The sequence below is a fragment of the Rhizobium skierniewicense Ch11 genome (genome assembly GCF_023757665.1).
Lineage (GTDB): Bacteria > Pseudomonadota > Alphaproteobacteria > Rhizobiales > Rhizobiaceae > Agrobacterium > Agrobacterium skierniewicense.
In genome coordinates this window covers 1-13,210 of sequence record NZ_RXPG01000026.1, presented here as the reverse complement: position 1 = coordinate 13,210, position 13,210 = coordinate 1, and the positions used below count along the sequence as shown (strand labels likewise).

Annotated in this window: 14 protein-coding genes; 3 read left to right on the top strand and 11 right to left on the bottom strand. The window is 50.0% G+C overall.

Translation table 11 applies throughout. The features are described from left to right. Positions 1 to 1,046 precede the first annotated feature (1,046 nt). Entirely contained in the window at positions 1,047 to 1,532 is a 486-nt protein-coding gene (locus EKM04_RS16595) for a hypothetical protein (RefSeq protein WP_183897976.1), read from the bottom strand. A gap of 49 nt (positions 1,533 to 1,581) precedes the next feature. Beyond that, positions 1,582 to 2,706, bottom strand: coding sequence for a hypothetical protein (locus tag EKM04_RS16590; protein WP_183897975.1), 1,125 nt, complete (start codon positions 2,704 to 2,706; stop codon positions 1,582 to 1,584). Between the two features lie 315 nt (positions 2,707 to 3,021). Here EKM04_RS16590 and EKM04_RS16585 point away from each other — a divergent pair, with 315 nt between their 5' ends. After that, positions 3,022 to 3,684 carry a hypothetical protein gene (locus EKM04_RS16585; RefSeq protein ID WP_183897974.1) on the top strand — a complete coding sequence of 221 codons (663 nt, stop codon included), beginning with the start codon at positions 3,022 to 3,024 and terminating at the stop codon, positions 3,682 to 3,684. Positions 3,685 to 3,893: 209 nt separating this feature from the next. Continuing rightward, a complete protein-coding gene (locus EKM04_RS16580; protein ID WP_183897973.1) occupies positions 3,894 to 4,118 on the top strand; it encodes a hypothetical protein in 225 nt (74 codons plus the stop codon). A gap of 217 nt (positions 4,119 to 4,335) precedes the next feature. On the opposite strand, the gene EKM04_RS16575 is transcribed toward EKM04_RS16580, so the two are convergent. Continuing rightward, entirely contained in the window at positions 4,336 to 4,989 is a 654-nt protein-coding gene (locus EKM04_RS16575) for a hypothetical protein (RefSeq protein WP_183897972.1), read from the bottom strand. 263 nt (positions 4,990 to 5,252) lie between these two features. Further along, positions 5,253 to 6,143 (bottom strand): DMT family transporter, encoded by an 891-nt coding sequence (locus EKM04_RS16570; protein ID WP_183897971.1) that lies wholly within the window; start codon positions 6,141 to 6,143, stop codon positions 5,253 to 5,255. Between the two features lie 269 nt (positions 6,144 to 6,412). Between EKM04_RS16570 and EKM04_RS16565 the strand changes: the two genes are divergently transcribed. Beyond that, a complete protein-coding gene (locus EKM04_RS16565) occupies positions 6,413 to 6,712 on the top strand; it encodes a hypothetical protein (RefSeq protein WP_183897970.1) in 300 nt (99 codons plus the stop codon). Between the two features lie 513 nt (positions 6,713 to 7,225). Here EKM04_RS16565 and EKM04_RS16560 read toward each other — a convergent pair. The 7 genes from EKM04_RS16560 to EKM04_RS16530 form a co-directional block, all read right to left on the bottom strand. Then, positions 7,226 to 8,131 (bottom strand): HEPN domain-containing protein, encoded by a 906-nt coding sequence (locus EKM04_RS16560; RefSeq protein WP_183897969.1) that lies wholly within the window; start codon positions 8,129 to 8,131, stop codon positions 7,226 to 7,228. Positions 8,132 to 8,366: 235 nt separating this feature from the next. Next, positions 8,367 to 8,834 carry a hypothetical protein gene (locus tag EKM04_RS16555; RefSeq protein WP_183897968.1) on the bottom strand — a complete coding sequence of 156 codons (468 nt, stop codon included), beginning with the start codon at positions 8,832 to 8,834 and terminating at the stop codon, positions 8,367 to 8,369. A gap of 8 nt (positions 8,835 to 8,842) precedes the next feature. Beyond that, complete coding sequence (locus EKM04_RS16550; RefSeq protein ID WP_183897967.1) at positions 8,843 to 9,373, bottom strand: hypothetical protein; 531 nt, start codon at positions 9,371 to 9,373, stop codon at positions 8,843 to 8,845. Beyond that, entirely contained in the window at positions 9,370 to 10,572 is a 1,203-nt protein-coding gene (locus EKM04_RS16545; protein ID WP_183897966.1) for a hypothetical protein, read from the bottom strand. Before EKM04_RS16545 ends, EKM04_RS16550 begins: the two co-directional genes overlap by 4 nt. Positions 10,573 to 10,577: 5 nt before the next feature. Next, positions 10,578 to 10,964 (bottom strand): PAAR domain-containing protein, encoded by a 387-nt coding sequence (locus EKM04_RS16540; protein ID WP_183897965.1) that lies wholly within the window; start codon positions 10,962 to 10,964, stop codon positions 10,578 to 10,580. A gap of 558 nt (positions 10,965 to 11,522) precedes the next feature. After that, positions 11,523 to 12,200, bottom strand: a complete 678-nt coding sequence (locus EKM04_RS16535; protein WP_183897964.1) for a hypothetical protein — start codon at positions 12,198 to 12,200, stop codon at positions 11,523 to 11,525. 13 nt (positions 12,201 to 12,213) lie between these two features. Then, positions 12,214 to 13,210 (bottom strand): type VI secretion system Vgr family protein (locus tag EKM04_RS16530; RefSeq protein ID WP_252094084.1); only part of this gene is annotated, 997 nt, incomplete at its 5' end.

Genomic DNA, 13,210 nt, shown 5'->3' with positions numbered 1-13,210 from the left:
CTCCCCCTCCATTTTCCGTGCGCATATAGCCAAATCCCTTCATTTGCAGTCGATTCCGAGCTTTCAAGCTGGTTTCCGCCCAAAAATACGCACACTTATCCAGACCATCCGCATATTCGACTACAGATAATTTATATATTAATACACCAATTCGATCTGCAAATATATATTTCTATATATGCAGTATTGTAAATTTAGCTATTTTATATCTTCGCGTTTATCCTTCGATTTCACCTCTTTCGCTCAACAAGACACACCTGTTCGTTCACGCAGCTCATTGAGCTCGCGTCATCACCATTCGTTGCTTGCCCAACCCATAAGCTACGCAAGCCATTTCAACGGGGCGCTGAAAGCTACCTCGTAACTGTATATGTGTGGCACTTCTCAGCGCCCCCAACTATCAAACCGCATTTCCAGCCAGCATCCGGGCCCGCACGCCAAGCTGAAATATAATCTTCCTAGTCTTCCTACTTCTGTGCCATCATCCGCGTTCCAAACTCAGCCATACTCGAAATACATCAATGCGCAACAAGAAAGCCCGTTCTGCCCATAGGGTCACCACCGGGCTATTCCGCCTGCTCGTCAAGCATTTCATCTATTGAGTTCCGCTCAGATGCCTGAATATCATCAGAACAAAACCCGCCACCTTCTTCATCTGGTGCTGCCAGCAGGAGAACGCGACTTCAAATACTATAAAGGAAAAATCTCTCGTCGTAAATCAAAATATGAATATTTTCCTATTTTGGCACTCTTCGATATCAGACTCTTGCATCGCAAATTTGGTGCACCGAGATGGGGTTTGATTGCGCTAACCTAGCAATGCAGAATGTGGAAGACAGTTCCAGGACACGTAGCGGCAACTGTCTGCTAGATGCCCATACAAAACAACATTCACTAATCACCTATAGTCGCCTTCGACGCATAGCTACCGGTGCCCATTATGCGGATCACCAACTAATGTGAAGGGACGACATCGTGTCCGATTACCACCCAAACAGCGCGGTCACAGATTAAATTTTGTGAAAACAAGTGGGACGCTAAGAGGCTCACTTTTTAGATATCTCGTCCCCAAGTCCTGCTCTAGCAAGCAATGCTTCATATATAACCAAAGATTGGGTCAGCAGTAACTTTGAAGTATCCAAAATGGGTTTTGGGTCGTCACCGGGCTGAAACGCGAGCATATCATTCTGTAGCGCTCTTAAAGTTCTTTGAAATGAAACAATATCGGCCGACTGTTGGGGAACCACGTAAAGTAGTTGCGTTCCGGAAAACTGCAACTTTGCAATATTTGGATTTATACTTGACACCAATTCATCGTACTTAAATTTACTTTTCTCATTAACGCTTTTGGCTATCACATCAATTAGATTCTTGGTGTCACCAGAGAATGACTCAAGGTTTTTCACTAAGTACTCACGACGAGCCGCCTGCACCTCAAACTGAGCATTTATTTTTGGTGCAAGCCAATAAGTGGCTATCGCTCCAGCCACCATTAACACGAGTGACATCCAGACAGGAATCGTATCCTTCACCAACACATTTCCAATGTGGGCTAACAAACGTCGCACCAGATACGCCCCTCTAATTTACAGGCTTAGTTGAGCTTTGCAGGCCAATTACGGACTTAGCTTTACGAGCAGTATCGGTAGCCTGTTCAAGTGGCAGTTTTCCGACAGAATCCAAAAGAATATTCATTGACTCCTGTAGATCTTTTGCCGTGCCATCTTCCGGAGAAACCGAGTTCATTACTTCGATTCCCCCTTTTAGGCTTGCTGACGATTCACCAGAAGTAAAAACCGCAACCCCAAGTGAAACGAAGGCCGCCAATGAAACTGTCGCGCCCACAATTCGCCAATGCCCCGGAGACGCAAAATCAACCTCAATATTTTCGATAGGTGCTTCTTGAAAATGCTGCTCAGTAAAAGCACGGATGTCACTGATAGTTCCCGGCTCAATACCTTTGGAAATAACGGCATGCGCTGAAACAAGAAACGCGATCAATTCACTTGACTGGTTTAAAACAACAAAGTCTCTGGCATCATACTTATCCGCAGTCACGAAGCTGCTTGAATTTCCCTCAAAGATATAGGAATCGTATGCATACTTCAAAAGTTCTTCGTTATCACGATCAATTTTTACTTCGCGTACCGCTGGCGGTTTGCCAATGCGCTTCTCAAGCTCAAATGTAATCGACTTACGAGGAACAACGTTGAGCCATCGGACCTTACGAAAGGGGACTTGCTGCGATGACAGTTTCGAGCCGCTGTAAGTCTCAGACGGATTGAAGTCGGAAACGATTTCACCCAAGCGTATCACTGGTTGAGCGATGCCTTCGGAAAAATCCCTCCCAGGCACAATAACCAAGTCGCCTTTTTTTGCTAAGCCGTAAAGGCGGTTGATGCTCCCGCTCAGCGACTGAAGATCAGTCTCTTTAAAGGTGTCTGCATCATAGTCAGATAATATCTCACTAGGTGCAAAACTCCCTGTCGTTTCAGCGTGTTTACGCCAAGCAACTGCACGCCTAATAGCGCGCCGAAGATTGCTCTTCGATCTTACAATATGATTTTCAAGACGGAGGTACGGCGATTCCAAGAATACAATGCCATTGTCAGAGAAATCGCGATAATTAACACGCGCTCGACCTGCATGAACTACCCAAGCCCTCTGAGACGGAGAGACCAGCTTAGCAGCTATATCGAATTTCATGCGTTACCGCCCCCCAAAAAAACTTATTAACCGTTTAAGTTGAATAACAACGTCGATCAAGTTCTTTTTTTGGGTAGCCGTCACCTGTTAACTGCATAAATCCGGTGACTGATACGAACATTTATGACCTCAATTGGATCGCTAGCTGCACCCAATCCGCACCTTCTATAAGTTGGAAAACTAAATTTGTGATGATTCAAATTCTGATCAAATCCATGTGTCACTGATCGATTAGAGGTTGAAAACAAGTTTTCCGCCCTTGTTTTGGTGAGATTATTATAGTGATCTTTAACTCAACCAAAAAATGTGGGCCAGATGTCTGTATTCGATCTTCCTCTACGAAAAGCGCTACAACTATTCTATGCGCCTCCTGCGTTACGTCGCAAAATTTTGAAAGCCGACATCAATCTTGACCGCAAAAAGGAAGCTGGCGGTAACCGTAGCCAAGGGGGAGATTATTATGCGCCCTTCTGGTCAGATGTGAAGAACCACATCTCGGGGGAAGGCGATCTATCAGAGGCAATCAGTAACCGTATAATTTCGAACAAAAACTTCACACGTTTATATCCTTTGCTGAAAGATGGTATTCTTGAGCTGCTAAGTGCAAGATTGAGATGGTCAAATGAACTGGTTGAAATCATTCCTAAAAGTGTACACGGCAATCTTCTAGTTGCCGATTTAGGTACGATCCGAATAAAGGATGCCTTGCACGCTCGCGTGAGGGGCGAATATACCCGTGTTGTGTATCCTTATTTTAGCGAGGAGCCTGCATTATCAGACGAGGGAGCACGATTGGGCTTGTGGGTTATGCAACGCGCGCTGACTAAGCTTGACGCAAACGACATGCGCATTATTGACCCGCTTCGTAAGGCCTTCTTTTCCCCTCAGACAACTCCGCTACAGGACGATGAAGAAGTCGTGTTCCGCGAAAAATACAAATCATTGATCGATGAGTGGCAGCGTTTACGAGACGAGTAAGATAGATATCACGTCAGCGAAAGTCAGGTACTTGCTTTGCCGTTCTTGAGCGATTATTGGACTTAAAACAGACATATATCTGGAATGCCCACTTTGATATTCACCACTGTTTTACATTGCAGGTCGAACGGGAATCCTTTAATATTTAAGGAACACTGTGAGCGCGACTTGTATTGAAATCACGCGATTACAAACAGTGGAGGCAACACATGAACCGCTTTTCCTCTAACAAAACCAAAGACGTCGCATGGCGCGTCAACCAGATGCACGCCAACAATGCCATCGAAGGCGTTGAGAAAGATGAAGCACTCGCTGCTTTGGTTGAAGAATGGAATGTAGCTGGCGTTGCTGACGATGAGCAGGTTGCGCGGCTGGTGCAGATGGCAAAAAACGCAATCGCGCTGCCGCTTAATATACGTCGACAAATATTGTGAACGCTCTCATTTTGGGGGCGTTTTTTATTTAAGGCGCAGAGTTGCGTGAGCGAAAAGGCTATTTACGAGCGATATATGTATCCCCTGGCCTGAGCCGAGGGTTACAATCAATTTATTGGGTGGAGCGACAAAAACGGGCCATAGCGAAGTCAATCGGAAGATCGATACAGGTCTACCAAATAAGTCTAAGTCATCTACTTGTGGCATATTATCTACCTTAATCACCAAAAGTGATTGCGGCAGCTTTAAGCCATGCATCAGGACCGACCTGAGAATCCCCGCCATTCCTACACAGCAGGGGCAGTTCACGCCGGTCTTCCGGCCATTCGATTGATTTAACCTCGCTCCTGGAAAAATCACATAGAATAGGACTACTGCTAAGAAATTGGTCAGGGAACTTGAGCACTATATTTCTTACACAAGTGGCTCTCTCAGTTCCTCTGCCGGGACATAAAAGCCACGTGAAGCCAGCGAGAACCAAGTCATTGCGATACCGAAACGACCCATCTACATCATACTTTTTTTCAGCAAGCTCTGGTTCACTGGCTTTGGCGATATAGGATACGAGTATTGCCTCTCTCCTAGCTTCCGCAACTTCTACACTACTACTCCTAGACATTTCGACAATCGAACGGACAGTACTACTTTGGCAGGAGTCACCAGGAGCGTCTGATCGCCCGTTGCGCAAGCCACTGAAATAGTCGAGCCAAGGCTTTATTTCTCCTATGGTCTCGAGACTGAAAGTCTGCCGCTCGCAAAACGCCTTACCAGGGTCAAACGCCTCTTGAGCATGAGTGCTTGAGGCTATCCCCGACCATCCGAAAACGAATGAGATTATGCCGAACCTTATCATATGTATTAATTCAGACATATCTTATCACCTTCAAGCCGAATTAGCGTTCCTTTTACCGACATCTCGCCGTCGGGACGCACCATGATTTCCGCAGCTGCCTCTCGAAGTATCATGGCTGCATCCGATGCAAGCACGAAATTGCCGCCAGCAAAGTCATTATTGATTTGGCAGCAATCAAACAAACGGTTTCGCCAGTAGCCACGGTAAAGCTCTCTTGCCCACTCAAAGAAATGCTCTAGTCGGCTCCTATCGATATATCACTTCCCGCGTGGACCATAAATTCAGTTGCGCTGTGAAGATTCATGAAAACTCCGCCGCTCCCAACCCACAAGCACAAGGCTTGCAGCGGCGATAAGAACTGCGCCGATGAAGACGTTGATTGCCGGGATTTCCGTCCAGATGGCGTAGCCATAGATGAAGGCCCAGATCAGGCCGGTATATTCCACTGGTGCCAGCGACGAGGCGGGCGCATGTCTGAAGCCTTCATAGAGAAGATATTGGCCTATCGTCGAGACCAGCCCGACCCCGATCATGAGCAGCCAGCCTTGCGCATCCGGGTTTTTCCAGAGCCAGGGCAAGGACAGTGCGCAGGCGATGCCGAACAGGGCACTGGTGGCATACATCTGCGTCAATGTCGTTTCGCTTCTGCTGACGAGGCGAATGAGGATGGTGCTCCACGCCCAGCAGAAGCCTGCGACGATGCACAGTGTTGCGGGCAGCCAGTTTGGCGAACTGGCCGGATTGGCAGCGGCGACGACACCGACGAAACCGACCGCGCAGGCTATCCAGCGGCCTGCCCCGACCTTCTCCTTCAGCACGAAGATGGAGAGGACCATGACCATGATCGGCGCGGAGAAATAGAGCGTGGTGAGTTCCGCCAGCCCCAGATATCGGGCGGAGCTGTAGAACAGCACCCAGGCGGTGAGCATGAGCGCTGCGCGAATGACGACGGTGCCGCGATATTTGCTTTTGAGGATGGAGGGGTGGCGATAGCGATATGCCAGGACGCCGGTAATCAGCACGATGAGTGCGCTTCGCACGAAGAGGATTTGCGGGACCTGGTAGCTTTCGACCAGCCATTTGACGAGCGCATCCTGCAACGCGAAACAGGAGTAGCCCATGGCCGCCAGCCCGATGCCGAAAAGCGGCCTTGCTTCCAATGATCCTGCCATGCGTTTCACCACGATCCTGCTGATGTTCTGTCCTAGCCGAATCCCATGGTATGATCCATGGCGATTGAATCGTTTCCATCGCAGCCAGCGATTGGTGCGCACCAGAAACCACTGGCAGCCGCAAATTCGGGAGCTTTGGCTTGTTGCACGTCAAAAAGGTTTGAGATCCGCTTGCTCACAGATAACGTTTTCGCGATGGCAAGTGAAACATCTCGTGCTCACCCATCGCTGTGCCTATGTAATTGGCTGACATTAGAAGAGGAGAAGGAATGAGCGAGAAATATGGTCCCCACGTCCTGATGGGAACACTTGCAGAGCGAATGGCAGCCCACTACCAAACAGATGCAAACCTGGAGCTGGGCCCGCACCTTGCGCACTACATGGAAGAGGTCGAGATCAACATTGCGGCTCACAGTTTCGACCACGTCGGGTTCATGTCGAAGATTCACGAGCGACTGGAAAAAACGCTGTCGGCACCATCGGGTGCTCGGCGAGACGCTTTTCTGCAGGCCGTTGTTGCCTCGCTTCGAGACCGGATAGACCGACACAATGTGGTGGCCGCCGGTTAGCATTGCGGGAGCTTCGTGCGAATGGCCAGCGCTCGGTTTGCTACAGACAGCGCATGTCAGTGGGCAGGGACGGGTTGCGGCAAAACGACAGACTGTTGGCGCCGCAGTTTGGGCGTAGCGCGCTGTGACGACAGAGCGTGTCGCGTGATAGCCTGGAAATGTTCACATGATGAGTCCGGATTGGGCCAACTGGTTCCCATAGCCCTCTCGTCGCTCAAGATTATCATGGTGCGTGGTGAGCGCGCGGGCAAATATCTTATTCACCCTGACTCCCTGTTCGTTGTCTGACCTTGGGAAGAAATCGCGTCCACCGGAGGCCCGACCAGTTCTTCCGGTTTGACGGTTTCCTTCTTGGCGCGGACATTCAGTGGTATCATGAAGAGATCGACACACCTTCGTTGATCGACATGCCATCTTTCAATGTGTCAACCGACGAGAATGTGTCGATTTATGCAAAACATACACGTTGAAAACACACGATGCCAAAAGGGACGGTACAGCGGAGGTTGCTGTTCAGATCGAAGGTTTTAGCGCCCGTTCACAGACAGCCAAAACCACATCCTGCAACAGTTTGACGCGCTCTGCCAGCCACGCCAGTTCCTCGTCCGTGATTTCGTATGAGGGGGAATATCGGGCATCGACATAGGCGCGTTCCAAACGGCTGAAGCAGCGTTTGGCGAATTTGGTATCGTCAGGCCAGACCGCACCGAGTTCAGGTGCGATACGCTCTGCCTGTGAGCGCAGGAATGTCAGCTTGTGGGATTTGGGGCTGTAGAGTGAAATTACGTTCAGCACGCAATGGTAAAGGCGCTCGGCTGTTTGGTGGAGATCAAAGACAGCTTCCTTCAAGAAATCTCTCTGAGTAGCTATCATAGCCAATTCAAACCGGTGCGCAGCACTCGGAAACCAGTGGTCAAAATGCTTCTGCGCCTCGGCCCTCGCCTCCTCTGGCGTCAGATTTTTCGGCGAGGCCAGAGGATGACCGGGGGCATCGTAAAGCGGGATTCCGTCACGGGCGATATCCACGAAAAACGGCCATCCCCGTGCCAGCAGCGAGTTCACTTCTTCATACGAATGCACAATGAAATTCACTGGCGCGGAGAGATGTCCGGCGATATCGAATGCCTGCACGAAGCGTGCGGCCGCCTTTTCCCAGGCCTCGTATCTTTCGGCAAACTGTTCATGATTGACGACGATCAGCAGGTCATAATCAGAGAGATAGCCGCTTTTGCGATCTTCCACCCAGTTGCCGCGCGCATAGGAGCCGAACAGGATGAGCTTCAGGATTCGCCCGCGCTTGGCCTTTTCCGAGAGCTTGGTTTTCAGGGACTCGTCGAATTCTTCGAAAATGATCTGCGCGACACGCTGCAACTCGCGTCGCTTCTTTTCAGGCAGATGGCTGAGCCCGTCAATTTCCATTCCGTGATCCCTGAACCCAAACGTCTCGACGGTCGGCAATGCCACCCGGGGCAGGCGATGATCGAGCAAAAAAAATCAAGATTCCGCCCCATCTTCCTGCAAGCGCGCTCGCCGTCACATGCGTCCCGATTGTGACTTGCATAGCATATTGCGGTTGCACAGCGAGTGTTTCATTTATCGAGTTTCGCTCGACACATTCAGAAAATCGTATCGAGGGCCAAATGCGCGGGCGTGCTCAAGGCATGGATGGCAGTTCCACATTGAGGGAGGCCCAATAATTGAAATAGTCTTTGACCTGCTTTTTCGGTTCAACCACCCCGCTTCTGACCAAAGAAGAATATGTCTTGCCGCCGGCACGCACGATGTCCTCGACGAGTTTCGACAAGGTGTCCTCTTTGGCCGCAACGACAAATATATCTCGATCATCGCTTATGTAGAGGGCCGAATGGTTTTCAACCGCTATTATCTTATCGACATCCACGAATTGACTTTCCAGCCTTACAGCATCTTCAAAAGATGCAAGCTCAGATGGCTCAGATGGCTCAGATGAAGCTTTATTTATGTTGAACTTCAATGTTTTATTGTCAAAAAACTTCTCGAAAGCCTCAAACTCGGAATCGTCCAGCCAGTCTGTTCCAAAAAAGATTTTATAACCGTTATCTTTACAGAACGACTTACTGAATCCGTATTGATCGAAATGCATCACAAACCTCAACTCGATGGCGCGCCGGGATATCTATACTTACGAAAAGGCCGTCCATTCGGCTTGATGATGTCAAGCGTCGGACCGTTGCTCTTACTGTTTGGACGAACGGTTACTGTTCGACCATCCGAGAGATTTCCTATTCTGACCCCGTTCCCCTTATCTACAAAATCGCCGCTGACGAGATCGTCAAAATCCTTGTTGGCGTCGTCGAACGTACCAGGCCGGTCTTTGTTGAAGTCTTTATCACCCGGCTTTTGGGTCGAATCAGAGTCCATCTTATCGATCTTCTCTTGCTCTCTTTTCTTCTTCGCTTCGGCACAATCACCAGTACACTCGCCGGGGTCCTCATCGGAAGTCTCCGAGTGGCTTTCGTTGTACATTTGGTAGAGCTCATAAGCGCCGTAGGCAAGCAATGCCGCGCCAAGTGCAATTCCAAGCGGACCACCGATCAAGGCCGGAGCGGCACGTGAAGCTAATCGTCCCGCCACACCTGCTGCAGCCCGGGCCTCAACGCCGCCAATTGCCAGTGAACTCAAGCCCTTGCTCCCGTCATCGCAGCGTTCGCCATGAAGCCCATCATCTCGTCTAGACGCTTGTCCGGGCTTCCGCTTTTCAGGTGATCACGAATTTCGGGCGACTGGATGAACCGGCCTTCACTGGAACTCATCAAATAGGTCCACTGATAAAAGCCGCGCTCGGTGCGAAGTCCATGGGCGCGGGCCTGCTGCTCATAGCGCTCCATGCAGGAAAGCGCCTCTTCATCGTTCAGACCTTCGAGAAGGTGCGGCGTCGAGTTCCGAAACAAGGCAACCCGCTTTCGCCGCGACGCCTCAAGGCGAATATCGGCCATCGCATCGATGTTCTTTTCACTCAGGGTCAAAATGCCATGCTGCTGCGGGACGCCGTCCCTCTGCCTCGCACGCTTCACGCCGCCACCCCATGTTGCATCCGGCGCAAAGATAATCTGCTCCGCAGGACCAAAGAGGATTGCCGTCTGCATTTCGTCCAGAACAGGAATGACCTGGATCATGACATTCGCATCGGCATGACGAAAAATCACGCGCTCATAGCCACGGAAACTCGAATAGTCTTCACTGTCTTCTTCTCCACCGGCTACAACAATCTCGCGGCCACCACCGCCACCTAGCATCTGCGTATGTTTATCGCCCTTATCTGACGGGGGCACGCGGACCGTATTCATACAGCGCAAGTGTCGATAAAGTTCTTCAGCAGTGAAATCTCCATCGCCTGACCAGACGACGAGAGCTGGCTTTCCATCACTCAACTCGATGATTTTCTGTAGGCGCTCGACGACAAGTGCCGGATCAGCCTCTTCCCCCGGCAGCATGCCGCCGCCGGTTGGATCACCCGCCTCTAGGGAGGACACCATCTGCGCGGAGAGAGCCGAAGAGCGCGCCTCGAGCTCGTCATCGGAAAGATCATCCTCGGCAGCATCGCTGGAAGACGTGTCGTTCGAATGCGAGAATGCAGCCTGATAGGGATTGACCAGCCAAGGCCCGCCGACGATGACGGCGTAGTCTCCGCCTGCATAGCGGTAAAGTGGGCGGTGGGAGACACCGGACTGCTTCAGTAATCGCGGCAGATCCTTGAACTGCGAGCCGTCCATGACCGCATAAACGCGCTTGTCACGATCGGAAGCAAGTTCGGAAACGCTTTTCAACAAAGCCTGAGCAACTGAAGACAGTTGCCTCTCGTCAATAACGTTCGGCATCATGCCATCTATCCCCGCACCATCGGCATCGATTGGGAGGCCATGTTTTTCTGGCACTCCGTTCCACCAGAACCAGCACCTGAGCCCGAACCAGACTCATCTCCAATGAAGACGTTGGATGAACCCGTTTGTGCCTGTCCACCACAGTCAATCGCATCGCCGATACGACCGGCAGGCTTACCATTTATGAAGACAGTGGACGAGCCAGCGGCCAGCTTGCGACCATGGGTCGGTTCAGGGCAGACCGGGCAGCCATGGGGTACATAGGCGTCACCGACACGCATCAAGGGCTTATTGTTGACGAAGACATTGGGGCTGCCGCCTGTAGCAAGGGTGGGAGGGAAGTGGCAGGAGTGGCCGGAGCCAATGTCTGTGCGGCGATGGGCTGGAGACATCTTAATACCTCAAAACTATCCTTTGGTTTTCACAATTATTGCACGCAAGTCCCGGCCTATACTGTATCAAACGTTACTCCGCTGAAATAAAAGCCTATGACCGAGAAATCGGCACCCAACAAAACCTGATGGTCCTCCGTGTTCGAGCGAAAAATCTCACCGGTCCACGCCTCAGCATCGATCACTACAATGACACTCTCACTATCGAAGCAAATTAGTGGGCAGGAATTTAAAAACGACGGTATACTGAAAACACATTCTTTCAAAACGGATGCGCGCATCCTGGCACAGTTATATTTTAAGAAATTACTATTGTCTGGTCTTATCCTGGTTTCAACTCGAGTAAGATATACGAGACCATCTGCAGCCTTTTCCACGAGTGAAAATACGATATCAATATCATTCCAGGTGACCACAAGCACTTCTTCATTGTCGATATGAGGAAATAACGACTCGCTGATTGAACCTCGGAATGAGAATGAGTAGTAGTTCAATCCGTAGATTGTTTGAACTTCACCGAATGGCCCAAATATCACTTTAGATGTGTCCATCGAATCACTACTTGTACAAAAAATGGAGAACTGTCCAATCGTCCATACGCATCACCACCTCAAGCATATATTTTTTGGCATTTCCTTGCTTGTCATACTTTTCGATTTCTAGAAGAAATTTCATCGCTCCTTTTGCACCTTGAGGATCCGCAACACGCCGCCCATATCTAACCGCAAGGTAGAGGATGTGAGTGGGAACATAACGCCCGGCTTCCGCCATATGAGCGGCAGTTGTGCCAGTGAACCTAAAAATCTGCCTCTGTGTTAATGTACGAAACGCGACTCTTAGTCCAACTAGGGCTGATCTACTAATTCGGGCGGCAGCTAGCCCTATGACAGCAGATCGACCTACCTGACGACCTGCGGCGGCGGCTACCTCGCCACCTCCACGTAAGATCCAGCGTATCTCCGTGATGCCCACAAAAAGTAATATGATGTCTTCTACAACATAAACATTCTCGAGAGGCTTTTCCTCGATTGAGACAAATTTACCTTCGATGTCATATATAGTTTTTACGCCGGCTCGTTCATCTATCCAACCAATAACGGCATTAGATTGCTCATCAAAAACTGGTTTCCACGACTCGGAAACACCGGGTAGCCTTGCTGCAAATATCTCATCAGATTCATGATGCTGCACATCTGCATCAAGTTCCACACCGACTTCTGTTCCATTGTAAGTCATCTTAAAACTCGGACTAATTCAAATCGATTCTGGCGCCGCGTATCGCTACGGATAGACCCTCAACTTCTATTTTTCCGTCGGATGTCATCTTGATCTTTGACTTCCCGCATCGAAGCTCGATGCTTTGCCCAGAGCTCACGATGACGTGTTGATTGCCCGAGATAAGGACGCTTTTTCCGGATGCGATCGATTTAGAGCCATTGGATATCTCTGTACTATTCCCGACGACTCTCATCGATGATTTGCCAGAAACATGTACCATAAAGTCGCCAGCTCCTTTGAATGGGTCGTCTAGAATTTGATAGGCATCCTTAAGCTTTAAAAATTGGTCAAAGACCCTAAGATCATTGTCGGTCCGAGCGTCCACCGATTTGGAGAGACCGACTGATAGCCGAAAGTCTCCCTCTACTTGAGTAGTTTTGTTTTTTCTGATTTGAGAGGTGAAATCTTTAGATACGACCGAGCTTTTATTTCCGTCTACCCTCTCAAAACTATCGTGTCGTACATAGGAAACTAGGTCGTTACCGACGACTTGAGAAGAGTTATTCTCGACTTCAACATCCATATCACGCTCCGCATGCATATAAATCTGCTCTCTCAATTTGTCATCTTCGAAGCTCAGTTCGTTGAATCCTGGACCTTTGTGCGTCTGCGTTCGAAATATGCTCTTCGTTTTATTCGCTGGCAGTTCATACGGCACCTTCTGCCGCGCATTCGGCACCACCCCTGTTACCAGTGGCCGATCAGGGTCGCCATCGACAAATGCGACCATCACTTCCATGCCAATCCGCGGAATGATCTGGCCACCCCATGTGGCGCCTGCCCAGTTCTGGGCGACCCGTACCCAGCATGTATCTGTGCCATCCTTCTTTGCTTTGCGATCCCATGGGAACCACAGCTTGATGCGACCATATTGATCCGGGTGGATTTCCTCGCCCTCGGGACCCGCCACGATGGCAACCTGCGTGCCTTCGATCTTTGGGCGCTTGGTCGTCCGGTGCGGGGTCAGC

What these genes read in the sequence shown, in the direction of transcription:
- EKM04_RS16590 (WP_183897975.1), bottom strand. Translation starts at nt 2,706, where the DNA reads ATGAAATTCGATATAGCTGCTAAGCTGGTCTCTCCGTCTCAGAGGGCT.
- EKM04_RS16585 (WP_183897974.1), top strand. Translation starts at nt 3,022, where the DNA reads ATGTCTGTATTCGATCTTCCTCTACGAAAAGCGCTACAACTATTCTAT.
- EKM04_RS16580 (WP_183897973.1), top strand. Translation starts at nt 3,894, where the DNA reads ATGAACCGCTTTTCCTCTAACAAAACCAAAGACGTCGCATGGCGCGTC.
- EKM04_RS16575 (WP_183897972.1), bottom strand. Translation starts at nt 4,989, where the DNA reads ATGTCTGAATTAATACATATGATAAGGTTCGGCATAATCTCATTCGTT.
- EKM04_RS16570 (WP_183897971.1), bottom strand. Translation starts at nt 6,143, where the DNA reads ATGGCAGGATCATTGGAAGCAAGGCCGCTTTTCGGCATCGGGCTGGCG.
- EKM04_RS16565 (WP_183897970.1), top strand. Translation starts at nt 6,413, where the DNA reads ATGAGCGAGAAATATGGTCCCCACGTCCTGATGGGAACACTTGCAGAG.
- EKM04_RS16560 (WP_183897969.1), bottom strand. Translation starts at nt 8,131, where the DNA reads ATGGAAATTGACGGGCTCAGCCATCTGCCTGAAAAGAAGCGACGCGAG.
- EKM04_RS16555 (WP_183897968.1), bottom strand. Translation starts at nt 8,834, where the DNA reads ATGCATTTCGATCAATACGGATTCAGTAAGTCGTTCTGTAAAGATAAC.
- EKM04_RS16545 (WP_183897966.1), bottom strand. Translation starts at nt 10,572, where the DNA reads ATGATGCCGAACGTTATTGACGAGAGGCAACTGTCTTCAGTTGCTCAG.
- EKM04_RS16540 (WP_183897965.1), bottom strand. Translation starts at nt 10,964, where the DNA reads ATGTCTCCAGCCCATCGCCGCACAGACATTGGCTCCGGCCACTCCTGC.
- EKM04_RS16535 (WP_183897964.1), bottom strand. Translation starts at nt 12,200, where the DNA reads ATGACTTACAATGGAACAGAAGTCGGTGTGGAACTTGATGCAGATGTG.